We start from the raw sequence: 23,777 nt of genomic DNA, 5'->3' as shown, positions 1-23,777 counted from the left end.
TTATAGTAGCCGTATCCATAGCCGTATGAGTTAGATGCTTTTTTCTCAACTGCATTGAGAATCACACCTTTAACTTCAACGCCTGATTGCTCGAAGCGACCTTGCGCGACTTCAATCTCCTTCAAAGTCGTTTGATCAAAACGAGCGACCATCAGAGTTGTTCCTGCAAGCGCGCCAACAATGCTTGGGTCGGTAACTGCGAGTACAGGCGGCGTATCGATGATGACTAGATCGTATTGTGCAGACATCTCGTCAACAAAGCTCTTGAAGCGAGGGTGCATAAGAAGTTCTGACGGATTTGGTGGTACTTGGCCGCGAGTCACAACATCTAAATTATCAATGGATGTAGATTTAATGATGTTGCTAAGGGATGTCTTACCGCTCAAGTAATCAGAAAGACCGTTGTCCCAGCGTAGACCGAAGCATTGCTGCAAATAACCTTTACGCATATCCGCATCAATAAGCAGCACTTTCTGACCGGTTTTCGCAGCGACGGCCGCAAAGTTGGTCGATACAAATGTTTTGCCGATAGATGGTGCAGGACCTGAAATCATAAGAACGTTATTCTTCGCTTCCATCATTGCAAAGTGCAAGCTAGTGCGAAGACTACGTAGAGCCTCAATGGAAAGATCGGCTGGGTTAGCTTCCGCTAGAAGGACTAGCTCATTGTTGCTGCCTTTGTTGCGCTTAAGCTTGTTTGCAAATTCCAGTTGTTGAATAGATTTTGGAACGCTTGCGTAAACTGGCATGCCAATCTGTTCAATTTGATCTGGTGTTTCCACACCACGGTGGAATGCTGCACGAATTAATACGAAAGCCACGCCTGCCATACCGCCAAGCAGTGTTGCTAGCACAACGATAAGCGCTTTTTTCGGCTTGATTGGCTTAGAGAAAGATTGAGCGTTATCTAAGATTCGAACGTTGCCAACTGTTCCGGCTTTAATAATGTTGAGCTCTTGAACCTTGTTCAATAGTTGGATGTAGATTTGTTGGTTTACTTCTACATCGCGTGTCATACGTAGAACTTCACGCTGTGTTTTCGGTAACTTTTGAACTTGTTTATTAAGACGTTCTTTCTCTTTTAGTAGTGTTTCACGTTTATCAAGTAGCGACTTATAAGCTGGGTGATCCTGTGTGAAGCGTTGGCTGATCTCACTTTCTTTGAATGTAAGCTCATTTAGCTGTGCTTCTAACTCAACCATTACTTTCAGCGTTGACTGAGCTTCAAGGCCTAAATCGATAGATTCATTTTCTTGACGGAACCGATTTAAAACGTCTTCAGAAGCGGTCAGTTTTGTTTTGATGTCTGGGAGGTGACCTTTCAAGAACTCGAGGCTTTGCTCTGCCTCTGCAGAATTTCTTTGAACGTTTTGTAAGAAGTAGTTTTGGCTAATGTCGTTCAAGATATCTTGAATCTTAGCGTGGTCTTCACCAGAGAAGCTTAAAGATATAATCCCGGTTTGCTTACCACGTTCGCTAATCGATAAGTTTTCTTGAAGTTTATTAATTGCATCTAATTTACTGATTTTGCTGACCGTGAATGAGTCACCAGTTTGAGCCACAAGTTCAGTCGCCAAAAACTGGTATCCATTCTTCTCAAGCAGTTCACCAACTTTACCTTCTAGAATGACGTTATTGTCATCTTCTAAGAGCCTGAACGTCTGTTTTTCAGAATCAATAACTTCAAGAGTTAAAGGAACGCCAACTGCGTAAGAAGGAGCATTAAATCGTGAAACGCTCAGACTGATTTGCTCACCTTGTAGTCGAGCTAGGCCTTTACCAATAATTGGCATGTAGTTTGGAGAAACGACAGTCGTTAAGTTGAACTTATCAACAGTACCGCCCAAGATCATACGAGATTTGATGATCTCTATTTCTGTTGTCGCTGATGATTCTGCTGAAAACAGCTCTCCCATATCACCAACCATCGCTGAAATACCACCTGAACTCTTACTTTCGATTTGGATAAGAGCGTCAGCTTTATAGATAGGTGTTGATAGAATGGCAACGCCGACGCCTATAATTGAAAATAGGACTACGGTACATAGAATGAGCCATTTGGCATCGAGAATGATCCCAAATAACTTTCCCAAATCGATCTCATCGTCGGCTTGACGTGATTGCTTAATAGTTTGTGTTGTCATTACTTTAACTTCTTAAATACCTTGCCATTGGCGTTTATTTAGCCTTGCGGCTTATAGTTTTTGAGACCACGCTTTTGCTGCTTTTTCTATAAGCGTATATGCATGTTCGAAAGCTTCTCTACTTTGTCTGTATGGATCAGGGATGCTTTTTTCATTTATCCACTGTCCAAACAGCATCGTTTTACCTCGTGCCTCAGGAGCGATTTTGGTTAAGGCTTCTAAATGACCTTTTTCCATAACCAATATCAGATCGTATTGAGCGCAAAGCTCAGGTGTTAATTGTCGTGCTTCGTGTCCATCTAAGCTTACGCCATGTTCGTTCGCGATAGTGGTTGCCATCTCGTCAGCAGCTTTTCCCGTTAGATGGCTCTTATCTACTGCGATTCCTGCTGATGCGACATGTTTGTTTGGTAGTAAAGACTGCAAAAGCCGCTCTCCTGTTGGAGAGCGGCAAATATTACCGACACAGACGACAAGAATATTAGAAAACAAATGCTTACCCTACTTTAAGTTGTATGCTTATGATCTCAACTGAATTGCTGGCTTCTTTATATTGCGCAATTGAGCTGAGTAGCTATCGATTACGTGCCGCAAGAGATAATTTTCTTGCGGCACGTTGTTTTACGGCCAAGTGCGTACTCGTAGTACACCTTCAGTTAGTTCATTAAAGCCGGAAATGGTTGGAACGAGCTGAGCAATCACACGATTCCAACGACTAACAGGTGCAGCCGTCACATAGACTATGTCGTAAGGGTTGAGATCAAACTCAGTACCAATCACCAAAGCAGAAGCGTCAGAAACATCTAGCTGATAAATGTCCGCCATTTTAGCTTCTTCTTTTGAACGTCTGATGACAAACACACCGGTAGCATCTGCGGAGATTTCACTGATACCACCAACGCTGCTAAGAGCCTCAGTAAGGCTCATGCCGCTACGATCAATTTTGAGTAATTTCGGATCGTTAACCTCGCCCATAACAAATACTTTTTGCGCATCGTTTCGAGGAATATGAACAATATCACCAGGCTTTAGAAGGCGGTTTTGAGTTAAATCGCCTTGTTGCATCAGAGCATACAAAGAGACGTTTTCAACAACGCCATTGCGTGTCAGTGTCGCATTACGCCAATCAGCCTCGGCAGCCAGTCCGCCAGCTCTATTCACAGCATCTAGAAGTGTAAGGGGGATGTTTGTAATTGGTTGTTGTCCTGGCTTGTTAACTTCGCCAGTTACATAAGTCTTTTTAGAGCGAAATGCCGCAACGCTTACATCGACCTGTGGGCTCTCAATGTATTTTGCAAGGCGGCTTGCAATGTCTGCACGAATCTGACGTACGTTTTTGCCTTCAACATGTACGACACCTATGTAAGGGTAGAAGATCGTGCCATCCGAATGCACCCAGTTACCCGCTTCGGCTGAGCTTCGGTATGAGCCCGCTGGGATCGTTAGCTCTGGGTGATCCCAAATAGTGATATTTAGGATATCGCCAGGTCCTACTTCGTATTCATATTTTGCGATTTCAATATCTAACTCTGGGTTTGGTTTTGAAAAAGGGTCCACTGAATTTAAAGACGTTACGCGCTCCAAAGTTAAGGGATAAACGGTAACCTGAGACTCTATATCACTCGATTCAGTGCTCATGACTGTTTTGTCACTGACCGAAAGGTGGCTACCAGGCAAAGTACACCCTGTAAGAAGGATTGGAAGTACTGATATCCCCAAAAATTTATTAAATGTGTTCATTGGTTTATAACTACCGAAAGAAAGTTTGCCGACTGAAATTGATTCATTCTAATTGAACTGAGTTTCATCAATATTGACGATTTACTGCAGTTTTAAGCCTTTAGAAAGCGAGTCCATTCAGAATTATTTGTGTAATAAACACTCCAAATGGCTGCTAGCGACTTAGAGCTCTTAGTTTTATTAATGAAGGTGTGAAAATCCGACCCACAAAAAATAGTCAACTATTATCCATCTGGTTGCAATAAAGGCAACAAGTTACTCGAAAAAATACTGACGAATACATGACAAAATTGTGTCTATTTAGCGTTATTGAGATGAATGCATGATTTTGCACAAGCAAACAGGCAAGAATGTGAAAAAACTCATGCCAAAGTTGTATGCATCCTATTTACACTATATGCAACTGCCGTTATGCTTCCTGTTGCGGTCGGATATAACAACAAATATTGGAGCTAATTTTGAAAATCAAACTTTTAACGGCAAGTGTGGCAGCAGTCCTACTAGCAGGTTGTGGTAGTGACAGCGATCCTGAGGTAAAAAGATACTCAGTTCAGGCTTATGACCCAGCTGTTATCGGCATGAAAGTTCAAGCAGTATGTGGTGGTGAGACATACGACGCTATTGAAAATACAACAAACTATGAAGGTATGGTTGGTAAAGCGCGTTTTGAAAATATCAACGTTGTAAATGCGCCAGGTGATTGTGCTTTCGTATTAACGCACACAGAAGATAGTAAAGACGCGTCAAATGGCAAACCTATTACATCTGACTACAAAATCCCTCAAGGCCTAGCCCAGGCGGATTCATTGGTAACAGGCTCTCCATTTACGACTTTGGTTGCTAACTCTTTAAAAGATGGTGAAGTATACTCTTCTGATATCGCTGAAAAAGTATTCGAGAATTTGGGTATCGATATCAATGCAAGTGGTAAAACAGTTGACGAAATCCTTCGTGATACAGAATCTGTAGTAGCAGGACTTGGCAGTGAGGGTGGTAACAGCGCACTTGCTACTCAGCTAGTTGCAACAGCAAACGTTGTATCAGATATCATCAAAGCGAACCCAATAGCTTCGCCTGAAGCTGTAGCTGTTGCTGCAAAAGCAATCACAGAAGATGTAATCGCGGCGAACCCAAATTATCCTGAGAATGATTCAGGTGACGTTATCTACGTAACGATTCCAGCTGAAGATACTCAGAAAGTTGTTGCTGATGTACAAGAGGCTATCGATAACGAGATTCCATTAGAAGATATCGAACCTGACGTACCACAAATTCCAGATGCGGAAGTCGGTGAGCCAATTGAACCTGAAGATCCACCGGGTCCAGGCACTGGCGCGACAGGCGGTAACTAAGCAAGTTTTTGCTGACAAATTCTAAAGGCCTCTTCAGAGGCCTTTTTTGATCCTATCGTATTGTAGTCATCACCTTTTAGTGAGCCCTTTTCTGTTTAAGTAAGGCAGGATATGCGGACGTGATTCCCCAGCCAATTTACTGGTGACTTCTTGCGACCAAGTACTCTGTTTTTGATTGCTCGAACGGTTTGCATAGTAGTTTTGCATAGTTTGGTCATACGTCTGAATATCATCCAAGTTTAGGTCTTGATACTGATTCTCATGCACCACGACATGCTTAGGTAGGCGAGGTTTTACTTCAGGGGTTTGATCTGGATGACCAAGACACATACCAAATAAAATGGCGGTATTTTTAGGTAAACCTAATAATTCGTCTACTTTTTGGGCATTGTTTCGTAAACCACCAATATACACACCTCCTAGTCCCATCGACTCCGCCGCAAGCAAGCAATTTTGTGCCATGATGCCCGAGTCTACAGCGCCTATTAGCGTTAACTCGGTAAAGTCAGCTTGAACATCTGGGTTGATACTGGCGTGGCGTTGGTAATCAATGCAAAACACCAAAAACTCAGCCGCGCTTTCAACGTACCCTTGATTTCCGGCATATTGAGCTAATAGCGTACGTTTTTCTTTGTCGGTTACGCGGATAATTGAAACGACTTGCAACATGCTTGATGAGGACGCCGCAAGGCCGGCTTGAAGAATGGCATCTAATTGTTCGCTCTCAATCGGTTGTGAGGTGAATTTTCGAATTGAGCGGTGATTGAGAATTGTTTGAATCGTGCTGTTCATGGTGACTTAACATCCCCTGTTACGTTAAAGGCTGAAGACTCACCTTAGCGACATTTGATGAGTCGGTAAACTATCTCAAAAGAAAAACAATGCTTGGCGCATAAGTGTGAAGACGATTCGAGATTACACCACTCGTTCTGTTTGAGAGCGTATATACTGTTTTTAGAATCAATAATTTAAATGCAGTGGAAAATATGAAAGAACTCATTGTTCATACAGTTACGGTGTTTATGGGCTTCTTTGCCATCATGAACCCTATCGCCAATATTCCCATCTTTTTGAGTTTAACTGCTGATGAAGATAAAGAAACCATCCGTTCCATTGCGCTCCGCTCGGTTTTTATTGCATTTATTATCATCGCGATATTTTCTATTGCCGGTAAGTTAATTTTTGATTTGTTTGGTATCACGCTTTATGCATTGCGAATAACAGGCGGTATTTTGGTGTTTTTGATAGGTTTTAACATGCTTCAAGGTGATTCGACGCATCAGAAAACCAAAGAGAAGGCGTATTCACCAGCTCAGCAACGGGCGGCATTGAGTATTGCAGTGTCTCCACTGGCGATGCCAATATTAGCTGGGCCTGGAACGATTGCTACCGCGATGAACTTTGCGACAGCGGGTGGTTTCGATCAAACCATTATTACTATCGTTTCTTTCGCTGTCCTTTGTGTGATCACCTATGTACTGTTTTTGTTTGGAGACAAATTGGTCAAAGCGGTTGGACCAAGTGCTCTAAATGTTGTGACTAAAATGATGGGCTTAATTCTAGCGGTTATTGGTACTCAAATGTTCATTGATGGCGCGGGCGAAGCCTATAAAACGGTTTTCTCCTAGATTTCTCTTAGACCTTGCCACCTTGGTTCAACCCGCAATTACATTTCTAACGGGGACGGATTTTTTGAACTTTAGTTTTCATTTTCTAAGAGAGAAATAAATAGACTTCACCTATTTCAATAATAAGAATATTCAATTGTTGTGATTGCACGAATTTCATTACTCTTTTGGCAAGGAGAATGGGGGAAATATGGCAACAAAAGCAATTGTAGTAGAAGGTGGCGCGATGCGAGGCGTCTTCGCAAGCGGAGTGTTAGATGCGTTTTTAGAGCAGAGTTATAAACCGTTTGATTTTGCAATCGGTGTATCTGCTGGTGCATCAAATTTGATTGGGTATTTGACCGACTACCCACATCGCAGTATTAACGTCATTACTAAGCTGGCCACAAGCAAACGCTTTTTTGACCCGACTCGCTTCGTTAAAGGTGGGGACCTCATCGATGTGAAGTGGTTGTTTGAAGAATCTAATCGCTTGTATCCCGTCGATGAAAATAAACTGTTTAATGGCGTTCCTTTTCTCGCAGCGACAACAAATGTAGATACAGGGCAGGCAGATTACTATCGCGTGACACGTGATAATTTTCACCATGCGATTGAAGCGACAACAGCATTACCGATTGCCTACAAGCATACCCCTTGTTTTTCTGGTGGTTGTTATACCGATGGTGGGGTCGCGGACTCTATCCCAGTGCGTGAAGCTTATCGTCGAGGGGCTCGCGACATAACCGTAGTACTCTCTCACCCGCTGAATTATGCCAAAAAGCCAGTTAAGACCACATGGCTGATGAAGAAACTTTTTGCGGAGCACCCCAAAATGGCGGATGCGATGTTAAGACGTGCAGATAACTATAATCAATCATTAGAGTTTATTCGTAACCCTCCACCAGGAACACATGTTAGGGTAATTGCCCCACCAGATAATTTTCATGTTCAGCGCTTATCAATGCGACAATCCGTTTTACTAGAAGGGTATGAAATGGGACTGATTGAGGGGCGAGCGCATCTCACTAGTTTATCTGGTGTTCATGGTTTAGACCGGGAAAATTGTCATTTTTGCGTTTGATTATAAAAGAGCCTCATAGTGAGGCTCTTTTGCGTAACGTTCAAAGGGGGATTTAGTTGACTTTATCCCAAGCCATCTCCCAGTGTGAACCTATTCCAGGCTCGTAATGGTTTGCGCTTTCTTTCCACTGCATACAGTAACCAGAGTATGGGAAAGGTTTACATTGATAAATGCCCCCGTCGCTGGCAAGCACTTTTGTGCCCGCCGTGTAGCTAGATAGTCCTTCAGGGAAGACAAAATCGTACTCACCAGATGGTGGCGGAGTAACTGACTCTTCTTTTAAGTGAAAGTCGAGTGTTTGCTGATCCACCAAGTTGCCATTTTTATCCTTAATACGTGTCACGAGCATATGGTGACCCGGCTCCGATTTACTTAAAGCGAGCGATATCGCCTCTACCGAGCCGTCTTTCATTTCGTTTGCCCAACTTGCAAGTGGTTCGCGATGGTGATTGTAAACGGTGAGTTCTGCATTTAAATCGCCTTCAGCAGTTAGTGTCAGATCCAACGTTGTCGGTGTTGACTCAATGATATATTCGTCTGCTAAGCCATCTACTGTGAGTGAGTATTCTGGAACAGGAGTTTCAATGTTATAGCCGATCTCTACTCGCTCAAGGCCGCTATTTGCTTGCAGATACACCGGATTAGTACCATAAACAGGAGTGAATTTATCCTCTGCATACTGCCCGGCTTGCAGTTTTGCTTGTTCTTGGTTTAGCTTAGTCGCGAGTGCGTAAGACCAGTTTTTCGCTTGGCCCATTGCTGCATCGGTAATTTCTAGTTCAGTTCTATACGCCACGTTTTCACCTGCTTGATCAAATACGCGTGTATAAACCGAATCCCCAATATTTAAATCCATTGTAGGAATAATTTGACCGCCTTGCTTCCAATCTGGAATAACGGGACTGTCACCATCAAATTTCACATCGATCACGTTATAAAATGAGGCTGCAGTGTCGCCAACATCCCATACTGCCAGGATGACATGGTATCCCTCGCGAGTAGGCACATTACATTGATGGCTTACCTGTTTCGGGGGTTGAACCATATTGCCGTCGACGACACAGAAAGGAGTTAGATCAAAAGAGTCTCGTGATAGTGAAGCGTTTGGGTTCCAATCAGGCTTGGTGATGTAATATTTCCAGTCGCGCGTCACGTGGTTAGCGGTAAATGTCCATTCAAAAGTTTGTGTACCTGCTTGAATAGGGCGTTTTACCCAGCGGTCGGCAGTTTGCTCATCAAGGGCAGCTGCTAAAGCGGTTTCGGCACTCGCTATTTTACCATCGCGAGGCCCTGTTTCGGGAAAGCCATCAGGGCCTTCAACGCTTTGCGGTTCATATTGAATCGCACCGCAGTTATTATTTTTTTCGTTAGTATCTGGCGTTGGATACTTACATAGTGCCGAGCGACTTGCAGCGACACCACCATTGGTTTCTGATACATAACCGTGAGCCGCAGCACCTGAGCTAATGCTTGCAAGTGCTAACGCGAGTACGGATTTGGTTGGAAATGATTTCATCACATGTCCTCTGTTATGGCTGACAAACTAATGTCACACCCCGGCGCATGCTGAGCATAAAGCAACTCTACAGAAATTGGACTTCTGTAACACTGCGTCATGGTAACCCCGCTATCATGAGCATTCTTTTAGATTTTTAAATGCTGACAGACCGGAAGCTTTGCGTCCCACCCTTTCGAATGGTTTGCCGAAATGTGATTGAGCAGCCAAAATTTAGCTTAAGAATTTACATGTGGAAAAGTAAACGTCACTGACATGGAATCCTGTTCTCAAATTGAAAGATAACGATATCTTAACCTCGTCAATATTGTGCAGTGTTGTCTTGCAAGGTATTGGTTTTAATTTTGTTTTTATCTTTTTTTATAGTCATCGTGAATGAGTGGGGGTTTGTTGGGGATAAGTGGAGAGGAATCGTGCTAAGGGTGGAAGAAGTTCTGTCTAAAGGGCGGAGTGTACCGCCCTTTGAATGGTGTTATTTCGGCATGATGACAGTATCAATCACGTGAATGACACCGTTTGTAGCTTTCACATCGGTTGCAATGACATTTGCATCGTTAACCATGACTTTATCGCCCATGGTTTTAATCATCACATCTTGCCCCTGAACCGTAGTCGCTTTGTCTAGCTTAACAACATCGGCAGCCATCACTTTCCCTGGGACGACGTGATAAGTCAAAACAGATACTAACTTGTCTTTGTTTTCCGGCATTAAGAGCATGTCGACTGTGCCGTCTGGCAGTTTTGCAAAAGCGTCATCCGTTGGTGCAAAAACAGTAAATGGGCCTTCCCCTTTGAGAGTGTCAACCAAGCCCGCTGCTTTTACCGCAGCAACAAGCGTATTGAAAGAGCCGTTTTCAGCGGCAACGTCGACAATATCGGCTTTCATCATGCCATGCTCATGAGCCTTGACGGGAAGCATAAAAGATAACGTCGCCATCAGTGTCGCCGCGATAACTAAGATACGTTTGAACATAATGTGTTCCTTACTAGTTGAGGGTACAACGGGTTCCCTGGAGTGTGTTTGCATTTGTACGCATTGTGATTGAGAGATGATCATCGCGTCCTACTTTCTTTTGAGGGTCTAACATGTCGCGCAAGAATTCGTCTGCCTTCTTGTTTCACATCGGCTCGTTTCCGCCACGTCCATAAGCGCTCTCTTGCTGCCTTAGCTGCGTTGTCTGGTGCGATAATAGGTGCAAGGTAACGGCTATCTGGCTGCAATTGATACATGACAGCTTCCATTTGGGTCATTGTCCAGGGCTCGAATAAAAGAGGGGGAGGAACCATTTGTAACTCAGGTACCCACTTGTAGATGAACGTACCGTTAGGATCATGTTCTTGGGCTTGCTTGATCGGATTATAAATACGGATTGTGTTAGTCCCGGTTACTCCTGCTTGCATTTGGAATTGTGGGTAATGAATTCCGGGCTCAAAGTCGAGAAACAGTTGCGCTAAATGCGTTACACCTACTCGCCAATTCATGTTCATGTGGTGAGTAAGAAAGCTAACCAGCATGGCACGCATGCGAAAGTTAATGTAACCAGTGTGGTGCAAACAGCGCATGCAGGCATCAATCAAAGGTACGCCAGTATGCCCGGATTTCCATGCTGCTAACCTTTCTTCATCGAAAGTACTACTTTGTTTAATCAATGGTTCGTAAGCCCGATTAACGCAGTAAAACTCCATGTCGTATTCCGATTCGAATTTTTGGATGAAGTGACAGTGCCAATGAAGCCGTGAAGACAATGCAATTAAGCTGCGACGAAACCCAGCGACTTGCCAGTGTTTCAAAAGGTATTGATAAACTTCACGCAAGGATATGTTACCCCAAGCGAGATATGGAGAAAGTCGAGTACAGGCTGTGCGTGAGGCTGTGGGACTAGAAATGCTTCGATAGTAATCACGACCTCGACGATGGAAAAAGTCCTCTAGTGTTTTCCAAGCGAGCCGGCTTCCTCCCGTTTGCATTCCTTTGCATTTTGATAGCCAGGATGATGGTGGCGAAAACGAACAGCCGAGAGCTTCTGCATCCAATGAATGCAATAAGTCGGTTTGGAGCTCAATAGGGCTTATTGAGGCTCTCATGACAGAGTCCCAATGTTTGTCCCAACCTTGCCGGTTTATTGCACCTCTGATTACAGCACCGTGTTCGAATTCAAACCAGTCGATGTTCTGCTCATACAGCCAAGCGGCAACTTGTCGGTCTCGTTCAAAGGTGCAGTTGAGTCCTATTTCTTGGTGAGAAAAAACAGCGTTGATTTGATATTGCGCTTGAATTGATTGGAAACATGCTAAGGCATCGTCAAACAGCACCGTGATTCGATGCCCATACGCTTTGAGCGTTTCATCCATGTCTTGCAGTGATTGCCAAACAAATCGCCAGTGGCGCTCAGAATAGTGTGGGTTGTTCAATAGCAATGGTTCAACAATATACAAAAGCACAGTTGGGTGCTTTGTTGATAATGCTTGAGTTAGTGGTTGATGGTCAGTCAGCCTTAAATCTCGCTTTAACCACACGACATTGATTGTTTGCATCGGAATCCTCTTTGTTTCCGATGTTGTACGCAAGTAAACCGAAGAAATCTCATCTAATGATCGGTTTTATTCTACAAAACGTAGAGGTAACTTTCAGGGAGGTGACACATGGCAATACCATTGAGTAAGTTACAAAAATACTTCTATGTAGACAAATTGGTCATTCATTCGCTTGATCTCGCATTGTACCAGGCATCTGTCGTGATTGATGGAGAAGCGCAATTTATCACTGATGACAACGGTATCTTTTTGAGGGCTCATTCCCTGATCGAGATGCAAAAGAAGTGCAGGAATATCAAAGCAAATAAGCAGGTTTTAGTACATCAAAGTGCTTATGATGAAATGGTGGGGCTACCCGAAGGCAAAAGAGACAATCAACTAGAGGTATTGGTGAGGGATACAAAATTGTATTGAAAGAGTATTGGTGCGTAGTAAAAGCGAGCCACCTTACGGCAGCTCGCTAAATATAAGGAGAGTTGGGCTTAGTCTTGTTTACGCTGCGCTTCTTTTTGCGCGTACTTAGCGGCACGTCGGGCTTCTCTTTGCTTGGCACTTTCACCACCAACATGCTGCTCGCCTCGCTGCTCTGCAAGAACAACTTGTTTTTCACGCTCGCGGAATCGAGCAATTTGTTCTTCTGAGTGTGTGCCGTGACATTTTGGACAGCTCACGCCTTGCTCGAACAATTCTGACTGTTTGTCTTCTTCAGTGATCGGTAGACGACAAGCGTTACATAAATCGTAATCTGCTTTTTCTAGCTGGTGGTTTACGGCAACACGACCGTCAAATACGTAACAATCGCCTTCCCACATGCTCTCTTCTTGAGGAACTTCTTCAAGATATTTAAGAATGCCGCCTTCTAGGTGGTAGACCTCATCAAAGCCCTGTTCTTTCATGTAAGCCGTTGATTTTTCGCAGCGGATACCACCGGTACAGAACATCGCAACTTTCTTGTGTTTTGCCGGGTCCATGTTTTCTTTTACATAGTCTGGGAATTCACGAAAGGTTTCAGTATTTGGGTTTACAGCGCCTTTGAATGTCCCGATCTCGATTTCGTAATCATTACGTGTATCGACAACAAACACTTCAGGATCAGCAATAAGATCGTTCCACTCTTGAGGTTTCACGTAAGTACCCACTACGTGGCGAGGGTCTATACCTTCAACACCTAATGTTACGATCTCTTTTTTCAATTTCACTTTGGTGCGATTGAATGGCTGGGTCTCAGAATACGACTCTTTGTATACGGTGCCAGTCAAACGAGGTTCGTTGTTTAGCCACTCCAGTAGCGTATCAATACCTGCACGATCAGATGCAACAGTACCGTTGATACCTTCACTTGCCAGTAGTAATGTTCCGCGAATATGGTGTTTTTCCATCAACGCAAGTAATGGCTCGCGTAGCTCTCGATAGTTATTCAGCTCAACAAACTTGTACAGCGCACAAACTACATACTGACTCATGAGGTTTCCTTTAAAAATACAGGTGGTCAACGACCTTAAAATTTTAGCGGCACGAAGTATACCTGACTAAACTAGTCGGAAATACGGACAAATTATACGGATATTATGAGTAGGCGGGGCCTGGCGGTCTTTGATAGGGGGAGCATGTCCGCAGGTGAAGCCGATATGTGTTCAAATTATAAGCATTAATTATAGTGAGTTAGGTAGGTTGGAGCCGATACTTTTGGCTTAAATTTATGCTGTTATTCTGTTTTAGGCCCTTCAAAAAAGTTAGGCGCAAGAAGCACCAAATAATCACCGGAGTCATTGACAAGGAAAGGACATGTCGCAGTTTTATACATGAGGTGGTGAGGGATAAAGGTTTAGGGACAAAGAGTGAATGACTGATCGCCATTGTTCATAAACCGCTATAAAACGCCTTTTCACCACATACTGAAAAGGCGTTTTTCTAACGTCTGCCGTGCTTATTTCAACGTAGCTGCGGTCTGTTTGCCCATGGCGATGAGCCTGTCGAGAATACGTTCACCGTCGGCACGTAAGCCGTTGTGCTCGTACTCATTGGTGATCCACGCTTTTGAGTTTGGTATTAACGCGAGCGTCTCTCGGCTGATATCCATTTCAACAAACATATCATCGGCGTAAACGGCGCAACTGACAGGCACTTTGTTCTGAGCCAGTTGTGTTTGATCGTACAGCGCAGTCCAATCTTTTTTCGCTGCCAATATTTCTGCGGCGTCTTTTAGTGGTTTGAGGTTAACGTATTGGTCGAACATCCATGGGAAGACCATTTCCCCCGTAAAGTAAAATGGCTTGCCAGATTCATAATTAAACTCTGATCGGGTTTGGCGAACGCGGTGCGCACTCCAATTCGACGCGAAGCTTTGGCAGTAAATCGATTCATGCAAAATGGCGTAGATCGGGTTGGTTTGGAAGTTTTGCTGCGCCAACATATCGTTTAAGAACTCATAACGAAGTTGTGGTTTGCCGTTCACTTCAATCAACGCGCTTTCTAGCCAATAGTAAGTTGGTAAGAAAGTATCACTCACACCAAAGTTGATGCCGATTTGTTGAAATTGCTCCACTGTGAAGCGTTGACCATTTGGTAGGTACTCTTCATTTTCCAGCAAGTGATTCGCAATGTTTTGGCAAAGTTGTTGCGCATTGGGAAATTGTTGGAAGAACGCTTGGTTTTTCTCCATGGTGCGTTTGAAAGTGGCTTCATACACATCGTCGGCATGACGTGAGACTGATGGCACGCCACCTGTGATGTAGCTTTGTAGCAAGCTGTCTGGGAACAAAGACAAATAGGTGAGGGAGCAAAACCCACCAAAGCTTTGACCTAAGATCGCCCATTTTTCGACGCCAAATTGCTCACGAATGTATTCCGCGTCGCGCACGATGTTATCCGCTCGGAAGTGGCTCAAGTAGTCTGCTTGTTGCTCTGGCGTGAGGTGAGCAAGCGTCTGGTGATTAATTACGCTGCTGTTGCCCGTACCGCGCTGGTCGAGAAGCAAAACTCGGTACTCTTGCAGCGCGCGTTTTACCCAGCCGTTATTGCCGTTTTGACGCGGAGAGGGAAAGCCAGGTCCGCCCTGAAAGTAAACCAACCAAGGTTTGGTCGATTCTTCCTCGCCAACTAGGCAAACCGCACGGGCGAAGACTTCAATGGTGCCTTTGCTCGCGTTTTGGTAATCCAGAGGAACGGTAAAACTGTGGGGAGTGTAATGCAATCCTGCGTCGATAAATGATTGAGCGTTCATTGTTATCTTTATTTCCTTATTGAGGGGTAGCGCTACTTTACTGCGAATGGCGCGAAGAACCAACGCTATTTCCCAATTGCCTCTTCAGTTCTATACCTTGGTCAAATCAATGTAAGTTCAAGAAAATGAAACGATTAGCGACTGGTGCAACTGGTTGAGTGAGCTATGCTCAATAGAGTTGCGACAAAGTAAGAGCATGGAGGAAGTCGGATGAAAGTGTCACTGGCTCGATGGACAATTGTGACTTGTTTAATAAGCGTACCTACTTTTGCCGTTGTTACGCCCAACCCACCTCAGTTACAGGCAAAAGGCTACGTATTAATGGACTTTCAATCCGGTGCCATTATTGCCGAGTATAACGGGCGAGCAGGCCTTGCTCCGGCGAGTTTAACCAAGTTGATGACCGCTTATGTAGTTGGACAAGAAATCAAAGCGGGGCGTTTGAAATGGGATGATGTTGTCACCGTGAGCGAAAACGCGTGGTCGGCCAAGTTTCCCGGTTCTTCTAAAATGTTCATCAAACCGAAAGATGAAATTAGTGTTGCGAACTTAATGCGCGGCGTGATCATCCAATCAGGAAATGACGCGTGCGTTGCACTGGCTGAGCATGTTGCAGGCAGTGAACGCGGCTTTGTTGCCTTGATGAATGGTTGGGCGGAGAAATTAGGACTGCAAGACACCTATTTTGTGAACTCCCATGGTCTTGATAGTGATGGCATCCAAACCTCACCAACCGATATGGCAAGACTCATGCAGTCGATCATCAGCGATGTTCCCGATGTGTATGCGCTATACAGCGAGAAAGTCTTCAAGTGGAACGACATTACGCAGTACAACCGCAATAAGTTGTTGTGGGACAATTCCATTGATGTCGACGGGGGCAAAACCGGCTACACCAGCAATGCCGGATACAGCTTGGTGAGCTCGGCCAAAGAAGGAAGAATGCGCCTTATCTCGGTGGTGATGGGCACGCCAAGTAAACAGGCTCGGATCAGCCAATCGAAGAATCTACTCAGCTATGGTTTTCGTTTTTATGACACCAAGCAAGTTGCTAAGCAAGGCCAAGTTGAGTCTAAAGTTCGCGTTTGGAAGGGAAATACCAATCAAGTTGAGGCGATCTTTGCTAAAGATGCCTATCTCACTCTGCCTCGTTCAATGACGGCTGGGCTTGATAAGAGTGTGGTGTTAAATGAACCGTTGATTGCGCCGATCGCGCAAGGAGATGAGATTGGTAAGGTCGTTTGGAAAAGCGATGACAGTACCGTGGCGAGTTATCCCTTGGTCAGCAGCCAAGCGGTAGAAGAGGGCTCGTGGTTCGCTCAGCTTTGGGACAGTCTGGTGCTGTGGGTGAAATCGTTCTTTAACTAGAATAAAAACGAGCAGAAGTGTCTTTCTGCATTTTTTTGTTGATGGCCGCCCTGCTATAACGCTGGGCGGTGTCTTATTTAACGGTTTATTCCGACAAGGTGATGATTGGTAAATCGTCCCAAATCTTACTTTCATCCGATGCGCCACCGGAGAAGTTCCAAGGGCCTTTGTCTTGCTCTAGCGGACGGTAAGTTGCCGAAAGGCCGTCTAAGTCCCAAGTCGTGACATAGAAGCGGATACCATCGAGCGAATCTGGGCGGCCTAGTGCATCGCTAGCAAAGTCCATTGAAATGGTGTTGTTGGCTTTGTCTACTGTCACTGTTGGTGCTGGCGTTACGGCTTCTCCCCATGTCGTCGCATTTGCTCCTTTGGTGTTGTAAATCGAGCTTTGCCAGCCAAAAACAACCGCATTGCGACTCCAGGTTCCGCTTGGCATAGAAGCGTTGATCTTCGGTAGCTCAGACAAGTTGGTTGCCGTTTCTTCCGGTAAATCCATAAAGATGGTGAAACCCACGTGGTCGAAGCCGTTTGGTGGTAACCAAGTGTCGGTGATTTTGTCCATAGTGAAGGTCAAACGTACGTTACTGCCAACGGTAAATACCTCAGCTTTGTTGATTGCGAGTTGGCTGTTATCTTTATCGAACGTTGGATCCGTTGGTAGCGAGTAGTTACCGTTAGGACCGCCCATGCCATCTTGCGCATCGCCTGCGTCATCAATAGTGTCGTCTGGCGTGTTTGACCAGCTTAAGTCCGACACAAAGTTTACATCTTCAATGCCCGCTTTTTTCTCAGTGGAGTAAATCGCGAAGCGGTGCTGTTGCTCGCCAATTGCAAAGTGACGGGTAGATAAAGTCACGCTAAATTGACCGTCAGCACTTACGGTAATGGCTTGTGCGGTTTCTAGATTACCGTCCACGACAAGGTTCAATTTCTCGTTTGCGTTAGCAGTACCAGTAATCACGATGTCATCAGTGATGGTTTGTCCTTCCCAATCCTGTGCCAGTTGGATGTTGAGATCTGGGGTCTCTACCGATTGGATGTCGTTAGTTTTCGAGTAAATCACGGCAGATTTGGCTGGTAGCTCAAGGGTTACGTGACCGTTTTCATCGGCGATTAACTGTTCTGGAGCTTCTGCCCAGTTCGACATGATTTGTTGTTGGAAAACGGTGCCGCCCGCTTGCTCTACATCGAGTTGGTTCATCAACATTGGGGAGTTAGATGTGTTCATTACCACTAAGACTTCGTCGTTATCCAAAGTGCGGGTAAAGGCGAACACACCTGCACCAGCTTTATCGCTGCCAATGACTTTCATTTCGCCGCGTGTCATAACTTTGTTTTCGGTACGTAACTTAGCAAGCTCTTGGATGAACAAGTACATCTCGCTGTTTTGGTCGAATGAATCTACGTAGTCGCCGTCTTCACGGTAACCGCCAGCAAACATCGCATCGCGCGCTGCTGGCATCGCTTGCTCTGTACCTTGGTAAATCACAGGAATGCCCGGTACGCTCATCATGGTGATCAGTGCTTGTTTCATGTCATTCACGCTACCTTGCGACAGAAAACGTGGCATGTCGTGATTATCAATGAAGTTCGGCATGATGTATGGATTCGGGAACATCTCCATCATCTTCTCAAGACGGAAACGTAAATAGTCGGTCGGTTGCCCTGATGCAAATACGCGCGTCATGGTTGCTTGCAATGGGAAGTTCAGTACCGAGGTTAGCTGTTTCGGCGAGCCACTTTCACCGATGTAAGTCAGCATCTTCTCTTCGCCTTCGGTGTGGTAAGGCGTAGATGTTTCGAAGACTTCACCAAAGGTGAGGAAGTTATCGCGACCAGTATCAACCGCTTGAGTCATCACACCATCGTCGGCGTGCAGGAAGTCGTTCCAGAAATCGTGCTCTACAAACTTCACGGTATCGATACGGAAACCGTCAACGCCAACTTCTCGGATCCATTTTCGGTAGCTCTCTTTTAGATAAGCGCGTACTTCAGGATCGGACGTATTTAGGTCATCCAGATCCGACAGTTGCCAGGTTTTTTCTTGTACCGGATCGTTGTGGTCGGTGATGGTTGGCGTCCAGTGGTAGCTGCCTGTGCCGTCTGTTTTACACTCGTTCATGTTGAGTGGGTACGGCAGTTCTTGCCCGGCGGGTAGCGCATTTTTAATCAAACGGAAGCCTTGGCAAGGTAGGCTTGGATCATAACTGTAAGGATCATTGTAGGTGAAGAAGTTGCCTACATGGTTGGTCACGATGTCCTGAATTAAGAACATGTTACGCGCATGCACTTCGCGTGCTAACGCTTGGTAGCTTTCCATGTCACCAAAGTGCTCATCCACTTTTTGGAAGTCACGCGCCCAGTAACCGTGGTAGCCACCATAGTTTTGTTCTGCATCCCACCATTGGTTTGCCACTGGCGGAGTAATCCAGATCGATGTGGCACCGAGAGTTTCGATGTAGCTTAACTTATCACTCACGCCAACGAGGTCGCCGCCGCTGAACTTTTTATCCGAAGTCGGATCGAATTCGTTTTGCCCTTGATCATTAAGAGCGCTGTCGCCGTCGTTAAAACGGTCGATCATCAGGAAGTAAATGATTTGATCTTGCCAATCAGGAGATGCCACGTGGCTGCCTGTATCGACTGGTGCGGTTTCGTCGCTTCCACAGCCAGAAAGAGCTAAGGCGATCGCTAAAGGGAGTATTTTTATTTTATTCATTGGGTTAGGTAAGGTTTCAAACACGGTTTTTGTCTCCGTTATGCAGCAATGCGGAAACGATAAATCAAAGGTTTGAAATTGAGAGTGTCATTTCACGCCAAAAAAGACGTGAAATGATGTCACGAAGAGACGATTTTGATCTGACCGACAGTTTTAATTGAGCGGTTGCACAATAGGATATTGTATCGGGTAATGATCTTTCGCGAGCTCGTTGTCGGATTCATCATAAAGGCGGAAACGGCACTGCTTTGCAGTTTGAGTGAGCGATAATTGCAGCACCCAACAAGCATAATGTAGCGAGTGTTGGGTCAAGCGCATTGCGTGAGGTGTGGGGTCATCATCGACGTAACAGTCAATCCTCGAAACGTTTTCAAGTCGGCATGCCAGTTCGATAAAGAGTGTGTATTGCGCCTCAATATTAATAAGCTGCCGAGTCGGGACAATGTATTCCGTTGCGCCAATTAAAAGCCCCTTAGAAACCACATAATCACGCTGGTGGTTATTCTCAATGTAACGTTCCCCATCGACTTCATAACACAGGCGAAAGGTAAGGGGATGCGCTACCGGAAGTTCGGTCGTTGCCCAGAGTTCGGTGCCATGACTTAAAAAACGCTCGAAGAAGGCGGGGTAGCGCCGCCATGCGCCATCACGGTCACGGCATTCTACCGAGACCACTTTTTCAAACGCAATATTGTCCACTTCCATCCAGATTTTGCCAACAGGTTGGTCGATGTGGTTATCGTCGAAGGTATTGGCTTTGGCGTAGTATAAGCGGATCGGTTGTTGATTTAGTTGAGTTCGGTTATCCAAACATTGTTGGCGATATTGCATGGGTGAAAACGGATACCAACGACGAAAAGTGCGGTGAAAGTTCGAAGGTTCTTCATAACCAAGTTGATAGGCGATTTGCTGCGTTGTGAGTTGGGTGTCGGCAAGCAAAGTGAGTGCTTGCTTTCTTTTAGCGAAATCAACGCATTGAGAGTAGCTCATTTGCTTCTCTTGCAGTCGACGTTGCAAGGTGCGTTTGGAGACGCCCAGTTGCCTTGCCGCTTGCTCTAACTTGAGTGCGTAATTGCTGTTTTTGATGAACAAGGCGTTCAAAACACTCAGTAATTCTGGTTGCTCAATTGGCTGGTGAGAAAGCAGCAAATAAACATGTTTCACCAAGTCAAACACGCTTGAACTCGTTTTAGAATCTCGCGTTTCCTCTAGAAAAATATTGGCCGCGAGTGGATTGTTGGCGTGAACTTGTACCTGTATTGATTCGCTTAACTCAAGCATTTCCAACTGCATTTTGAGCAAGCCAAGCACCGACTCCGCCCAATTTGGCATATCGCCCGTTCTACATTCGACTTGCAGATGGATTTGGGCATCACCATGTTGCAATGTGACGTACAAACGGCGGTCGAATAATGAGACACTTTTACTCCACCAAAGCAGCCCTTCTTGGAGGTTAGGCGCTTCTTTCAACATCATGCATTGCAAGGCCACCAACTTCTCAATGTGCCAATATTCGCCGGCAATTCGAAGGTGATTGTGACCGAGCTTTTTGCACAGAAAGGATGTAATAACGTTATCTTGAGGCAGCATGAGTTGAGTTTGGTTGCGAGCAAACATGCATTATTGCCGAAAAGATGAAGAAGTTCAGTGAGAACGCTCAAAGCCTTTCTTATCGTTTTATTTTCAAATTTATTTTGAAAATGTTTTTAATCGAAATCGGTTTTTCCCTTTATCTCATGAGGTTATGCTGTTACTCAGCTTAAACTCATTAATTGGAGAGCCTCATGGATATCGTACAAGCTGCAAAATCTCGTTACTCAACGAAAGTGTTTGACCCAACGCGCAAGCTATCTCAAGAAAAAATCGATGCAGTTAAAGAGCTGATTCGTTTTAGTCCATCGAGTGTGAACTCTCAACCTTGGCATTTCATTCTGGCAAGCACAGAAGAAGGCAAACAGCGCATCGCTAAAGCGGCGCAAGAGAACTACGCATTTAACGCAGCGAAGATTCTCAACGCTTCTCACGTATTGGTGTTTTGTGCGAAAACAGGCATTGATAACGACTACATTGAAGCGCTAATGGTGCAAGAAGAAAAAGATGGTCGATTCCCAACTGAAGAAGCGAAAGCGGCTGTACGCGGTGGTCGTAGCTACTTTGTGAACATGCACCGTTTTGATCTGAAAGATGCAAACCATTGGATGGAGAAACAAGTTTACCTCAACGTGGGTACGTTGCTGTTGGGTGCTTCGACGTTAGAAATCGATGCAGTGCCAATTGAAGGGTTTGATCCCAAAGTGCTGGATGAAGAATTTGGCTTGCGTGAAAAAGGTTACACCAGCGTTGTAATCGTGCCGCTTGGCTACCACGCGGAAGATGACTTCAACGCGAAAACGCCAAAGTCTCGCTGGGACGCAGAAACCGTATTCACCGAGATCTAATTCGAGCTTACTTGCAGGTGACGTAGAACCTTGTAATCAATATATAAATCGGAAAAGAGTGATAAAACGATGATCCACTTAGTCGCAGAAGTGAAAGCCTATCCAGACAGTAAGGATCAGGTGGTGAATTTGCTTGCTGGTTTACTAGAGCCAACTCGCAAAGAAGAAGGCTGTTGCCAATACGAGTTGTATCTCGACGAAAAAGTTGATGGCCTATTTATGTTCCAAGAAATCTGGGCATCGCAAGAGGCCTTGGATAAGCATTTGCAAAGCCCGCATATGGCGACGTTTCTTGAAACATTGGAAGAGAACGATTGGGTTGAATATACCCAGATTCGTCCTCTTCGATTTATCGCCTAATGACAGAAGGTTGCCAGCACGTTGGCGCGTTGCTGGCAGCATTTTTGTTGGATAAAGTCGCGGAAAGTCCGAATCGTTGGCGTCAATAATCGACGATCGGCACATACCATGTAGAGCGGCACTGGGCCGCAATCCCACTCTGGTAACACTCGCACCAATCTTCCCTCGATTAAGTCTCGGCTGATGTCCATCAATGATTTATTCGCAATGCCTTTGCCTTTGATCGCTAACCGGTGTGGCAAGTCACTATCGTTGCTCAACAAGTTACCGCTGACCACGATTTGTTCTTTCTCGCTGCCACGCGTGAGCGTCCATTTGTTGTAGACCGAATCCGCGACCATGTAGCACAAGCAATTGTGTTGCGTTAAATCGGCAGGAGAGGTGAGTTCTGGATGTGTGGCTACGTACTCTGGCGATGCACATAAGATCCGCTCGTTTGCCCCACACAATGCCAACACGACCAGATTGGAGTCGGCCGGCTCGCCGTAGCGAATCGCAATATCGACAGGCTTGGTGTACATATCCGTCAAGCTATCGGACAGCTCTAGTTTTATGGAAACATTTGGGTAGAGATCGATGAACTCATCCACCCAATCGAGCAACATATTGCGACCAAAATCGGAGGGCGCAGTAATGTGCAGTTGACCAGATAACTCGCCACGCGCACTTGAGATCTGATCCAACCCCTCTTGCAATGTAGCCAATGCTTGCGTGGTTTTGTCTAAAAACAGTTCGCCCTCTGAGGTTAAACGCAGGCTTCGGGTGGAACGCACAAACAGTGGGAAACCGATTTGCCCTTCAAGACGCTTAATCGACGCACTAATGGCGGCAGGTGTCATGTCCATGCTGTTAGCGGCTTTTGAAAAGCTGCCTTGGCGCGCGGTTTCGACAAAAATATTGAGGTCGTTGAGGGCTTTCATCGTGAAAAGGATGTTTGTGAAGTTTGAGCTACTATAGGGGAGATGAGCAAAGTAATTCAAGCTAAACGCCTTTGAAGGTGAAAACATTAGGTTAAGTGGTCACTTTGAGTTAGATTAGCCCGCCACTTACATTGTTACTGGATCAACAACATGAGCAACGAACAGCCGAATAACCCTCTGCATGGGTTGAGTTTAGAAAAAATCGTCACCCGACTAGTTGAACACTTTGGTTGGAATGGCCTGTATGAGCGCATTCGAGTGAACTGTTTTAAGAAAGATCCGTCGATCAAATCTTCTCTGAAGTTTTTGCGTAAAACGCAATGGGCAAGAGACAAAGTCGAAGCGCTGTACATCGAGACATTCTGCTAACCGCTCTATAGTCTGCAGCAAGCGGCAAGTAGATTCTTAGTCTCGCTTTGGCTCGCTAGAATGACGTAGCTTTTCTTATCGCGTAGGCTGGAAGAGTCGCTCTGCTGATACGTCTAAAGCGAGATTCCGAGTGACTCACTTAGGTTCTTCTGGAATCGCTTTTTTAGATGGTTTTGTAGAGGTCAGAGCCAAACTCGAACCGTCATTCTGAACAGCGAGGAACGAGCGTGATTCAGAATCTACCCTCAGATTGTATTGAGTTTATTCATGGTTCTATGGTCTGCAGCAAGCGGCAAGTAGATTCTTAGTCTCGCTAGAATGACGCAGCTTTTCTTATCGCGTAGGCTGGAAGAGTCGCTCTGCTGATACGTCTAAAGCGAGATTCCGAGTGACTCACTTAGG

At 45.2% G+C, this 23,777-nt stretch carries 20 protein-coding genes and 1 riboswitch; of the genes, 8 read left to right on the top strand and 12 right to left on the bottom strand.

The window, feature by feature from the left end:
• The 3 genes from R7041_RS12125 to R7041_RS12115 all read right to left on the bottom strand — a co-directional run.
• On the bottom strand, positions 1-2,144 hold a 2,144-nt coding region (locus R7041_RS12125; protein WP_318128637.1), incomplete at its 3' end, for a polysaccharide biosynthesis tyrosine autokinase.
• Positions 2,145-2,195: 51 nt separating this feature from the next.
• Positions 2,196-2,636 carry a phosphotyrosine protein phosphatase gene (locus R7041_RS12120; protein WP_025768627.1) on the bottom strand — a complete coding sequence of 147 codons (441 nt, stop codon included), beginning with the start codon at positions 2,634-2,636 and terminating at the stop codon, positions 2,196-2,198.
• Between the two features lie 129 nt (positions 2,637-2,765).
• The gene (locus tag R7041_RS12115) at positions 2,766-3,884 is read right to left on the bottom strand and encodes a polysaccharide export protein (RefSeq protein WP_017820139.1); all 1,119 of its coding nucleotides are present in this window, start codon (positions 3,882-3,884) and stop codon (positions 2,766-2,768) included.
• Between the two features lie 458 nt (positions 3,885-4,342).
• On the opposite strand from R7041_RS12115, the gene R7041_RS12110 reads away from it, so the two are divergent.
• Positions 4,343-5,236 (top strand): hypothetical protein, encoded by an 894-nt coding sequence (locus R7041_RS12110; RefSeq protein WP_065275508.1) that lies wholly within the window; start codon positions 4,343-4,345, stop codon positions 5,234-5,236.
• Between the two features lie 69 nt (positions 5,237-5,305).
• On the opposite strand, the gene nfsA is transcribed toward R7041_RS12110, so the two are convergent.
• Positions 5,306-6,028: an oxygen-insensitive NADPH nitroreductase gene (gene nfsA / locus R7041_RS12105; protein ID WP_065275507.1), complete on the bottom strand. Its 723-nt coding sequence runs from the start codon at positions 6,026-6,028 to the stop codon at positions 5,306-5,308.
• A 194-nt stretch (positions 6,029-6,222) separates the two neighbouring features.
• Between nfsA and R7041_RS12100 the strand changes: the two genes are divergently transcribed.
• Together R7041_RS12100 and R7041_RS12095 are read left to right on the top strand one after the other, a co-directional pair.
• The gene (locus R7041_RS12100; RefSeq protein WP_005374889.1) at positions 6,223-6,864 is read left to right on the top strand and encodes a MarC family protein; all 642 of its coding nucleotides are present in this window, start codon (positions 6,223-6,225) and stop codon (positions 6,862-6,864) included.
• 190 nt (positions 6,865-7,054) lie between these two features.
• Positions 7,055-7,927, top strand: a complete 873-nt coding sequence (locus R7041_RS12095; RefSeq protein ID WP_017634445.1) for a patatin family protein — start codon at positions 7,055-7,057, stop codon at positions 7,925-7,927.
• 52 nt (positions 7,928-7,979) lie between these two features.
• Here the strand turns inward: R7041_RS12095 and gbpA are convergent, their stop codons facing one another.
• The 3 genes from gbpA to R7041_RS12080 all read right to left on the bottom strand — a co-directional run bounded on the left by gbpA (position 7,980) and on the right by R7041_RS12080 (position 11,978).
• The gene (gene gbpA, locus R7041_RS12090) at positions 7,980-9,443 is read right to left on the bottom strand and encodes an N-acetylglucosamine-binding protein GbpA (protein ID WP_132936260.1); all 1,464 of its coding nucleotides are present in this window, start codon (positions 9,441-9,443) and stop codon (positions 7,980-7,982) included.
• A 98-nt stretch (positions 9,444-9,541) separates the two neighbouring features.
• A riboswitch (cyclic di-GMP riboswitch) is annotated at positions 9,542-9,642 on the bottom strand.
• Positions 9,643-9,915: 273 nt separating this feature from the next.
• Entirely contained in the window at positions 9,916-10,416 is a 501-nt protein-coding gene (locus R7041_RS12085; protein WP_132936261.1) for a fasciclin domain-containing protein, read from the bottom strand.
• Between the two features lie 80 nt (positions 10,417-10,496).
• Complete coding sequence (locus R7041_RS12080; RefSeq protein WP_132936262.1) at positions 10,497-11,978, bottom strand: cryptochrome/deoxyribodipyrimidine photo-lyase family protein; 1,482 nt, start codon at positions 11,976-11,978, stop codon at positions 10,497-10,499.
• 108 nt (positions 11,979-12,086) lie between these two features.
• On the opposite strand from R7041_RS12080, the gene R7041_RS12075 reads away from it, so the two are divergent.
• Entirely contained in the window at positions 12,087-12,392 is a 306-nt protein-coding gene (locus tag R7041_RS12075) for a DUF6482 family protein (RefSeq protein WP_005374898.1), read from the top strand.
• A 68-nt stretch (positions 12,393-12,460) separates the two neighbouring features.
• Here R7041_RS12075 and R7041_RS12070 read toward each other — a convergent pair whose 3' ends face one another.
• Positions 12,461-13,441, bottom strand: coding sequence for a rhodanese-related sulfurtransferase (locus R7041_RS12070; protein WP_132936263.1), 981 nt, complete (start codon positions 13,439-13,441; stop codon positions 12,461-12,463).
• Positions 13,442-13,905: 464 nt separating this feature from the next.
• Positions 13,906-15,201, bottom strand: a complete 1,296-nt coding sequence (locus tag R7041_RS12065; RefSeq protein ID WP_172563937.1) for an alpha/beta fold hydrolase — start codon at positions 15,199-15,201, stop codon at positions 13,906-13,908.
• 210 nt (positions 15,202-15,411) lie between these two features.
• On the opposite strand from R7041_RS12065, the gene R7041_RS12060 reads away from it, so the two are divergent.
• Positions 15,412-16,569, top strand: coding sequence for a D-alanyl-D-alanine carboxypeptidase family protein (locus R7041_RS12060; protein WP_064369598.1), 1,158 nt, complete (start codon positions 15,412-15,414; stop codon positions 16,567-16,569).
• Positions 16,570-16,654: 85 nt separating this feature from the next.
• Here the strand turns inward: R7041_RS12060 and R7041_RS12055 are convergent, their stop codons facing one another.
• On the bottom strand, positions 16,655-19,312 hold the full coding sequence (locus tag R7041_RS12055) for an alpha-amylase family glycosyl hydrolase (RefSeq protein WP_206949160.1): 2,658 nt from the start codon (positions 19,310-19,312) through the stop codon (positions 16,655-16,657).
• 129 nt (positions 19,313-19,441) lie between these two features.
• Complete coding sequence (locus R7041_RS12050; RefSeq protein WP_206949159.1) at positions 19,442-20,905, bottom strand: helix-turn-helix domain-containing protein; 1,464 nt, start codon at positions 20,903-20,905, stop codon at positions 19,442-19,444.
• Positions 20,906-21,072: 167 nt separating this feature from the next.
• Here R7041_RS12050 and R7041_RS12045 point away from each other — a divergent pair, with 167 nt between their 5' ends.
• Positions 21,073-21,726, top strand: coding sequence for an oxygen-insensitive NAD(P)H-dependent nitroreductase NfsB (locus R7041_RS12045; RefSeq protein WP_005384588.1), 654 nt, complete (start codon positions 21,073-21,075; stop codon positions 21,724-21,726).
• Between the two features lie 69 nt (positions 21,727-21,795).
• Positions 21,796-22,086: a putative quinol monooxygenase gene (locus tag R7041_RS12040; RefSeq protein ID WP_005374925.1), complete on the top strand. Its 291-nt coding sequence runs from the start codon at positions 21,796-21,798 to the stop codon at positions 22,084-22,086.
• Here the strand turns inward: R7041_RS12040 and R7041_RS12035 are convergent.
• Positions 22,083-23,006 (bottom strand): LysR family transcriptional regulator, encoded by a 924-nt coding sequence (locus tag R7041_RS12035; RefSeq protein ID WP_047102394.1) that lies wholly within the window; start codon positions 23,004-23,006, stop codon positions 22,083-22,085. The two genes, R7041_RS12040 and R7041_RS12035, sit on opposite strands and share 4 nt — an antisense overlap.
• 150 nt (positions 23,007-23,156) lie before the next feature.
• On the opposite strand from R7041_RS12035, the gene R7041_RS12030 reads away from it, so the two are divergent.
• The gene (locus R7041_RS12030) at positions 23,157-23,375 is read left to right on the top strand and encodes a VF530 family DNA-binding protein (RefSeq protein ID WP_064369600.1); all 219 of its coding nucleotides are present in this window, start codon (positions 23,157-23,159) and stop codon (positions 23,373-23,375) included.
• Positions 23,376-23,777: the final 402 nt, after the last annotated feature.

The sequence above is a fragment of the Vibrio sp. 1751 genome, assembly GCF_033339895.1.
GTDB lineage: Bacteria > Pseudomonadota > Gammaproteobacteria > Enterobacterales > Vibrionaceae > Vibrio > Vibrio alginolyticus.
Note: the sequence above shows the minus strand (reverse complement) of the source record. Positions and strands in the feature narration are given on the sequence as shown.

Excerpts from the sequence above, each read along its gene's own strand:
- R7041_RS12085 (WP_132936261.1), bottom strand. The coding sequence starts at position 10,416 with ATGTTCAAACGTATCTTAGTTATCGCGGCGACACTGATGGCGACGTTA.
- R7041_RS12030 (WP_064369600.1), top strand. The coding sequence starts at position 23,157 with ATGAGCAACGAACAGCCGAATAACCCTCTGCATGGGTTGAGTTTAGAA.
- gbpA (WP_132936260.1), bottom strand. The coding sequence starts at position 9,443 with ATGAAATCATTTCCAACCAAATCCGTACTCGCGTTAGCACTTGCAAGC.
- R7041_RS12100 (WP_005374889.1), top strand. The coding sequence starts at position 6,223 with ATGAAAGAACTCATTGTTCATACAGTTACGGTGTTTATGGGCTTCTTT.
- R7041_RS12065 (WP_172563937.1), bottom strand. The coding sequence starts at position 15,201 with ATGAACGCTCAATCATTTATCGACGCAGGATTGCATTACACTCCCCAC.
- nfsA (WP_065275507.1), bottom strand. The coding sequence starts at position 6,028 with ATGAACAGCACGATTCAAACAATTCTCAATCACCGCTCAATTCGAAAA.
- R7041_RS12075 (WP_005374898.1), top strand. The coding sequence starts at position 12,087 with ATGGCAATACCATTGAGTAAGTTACAAAAATACTTCTATGTAGACAAA.
- R7041_RS12035 (WP_047102394.1), bottom strand. The coding sequence starts at position 23,006 with ATGAAAGCCCTCAACGACCTCAATATTTTTGTCGAAACCGCGCGCCAA.
- R7041_RS12060 (WP_064369598.1), top strand. The coding sequence starts at position 15,412 with ATGAAAGTGTCACTGGCTCGATGGACAATTGTGACTTGTTTAATAAGC.
- R7041_RS12095 (WP_017634445.1), top strand. The coding sequence starts at position 7,055 with ATGGCAACAAAAGCAATTGTAGTAGAAGGTGGCGCGATGCGAGGCGTC.
- R7041_RS12080 (WP_132936262.1), bottom strand. The coding sequence starts at position 11,978 with ATGCAAACAATCAATGTCGTGTGGTTAAAGCGAGATTTAAGGCTGACT.
- R7041_RS12045 (WP_005384588.1), top strand. The coding sequence starts at position 21,073 with ATGGATATCGTACAAGCTGCAAAATCTCGTTACTCAACGAAAGTGTTT.
- R7041_RS12070 (WP_132936263.1), bottom strand. The coding sequence starts at position 13,441 with ATGAGTCAGTATGTAGTTTGTGCGCTGTACAAGTTTGTTGAGCTGAAT.
- R7041_RS12050 (WP_206949159.1), bottom strand. The coding sequence starts at position 20,905 with ATGTTTGCTCGCAACCAAACTCAACTCATGCTGCCTCAAGATAACGTT.
- R7041_RS12115 (WP_017820139.1), bottom strand. The coding sequence starts at position 3,884 with ATGAACACATTTAATAAATTTTTGGGGATATCAGTACTTCCAATCCTT.
- R7041_RS12040 (WP_005374925.1), top strand. The coding sequence starts at position 21,796 with ATGATCCACTTAGTCGCAGAAGTGAAAGCCTATCCAGACAGTAAGGAT.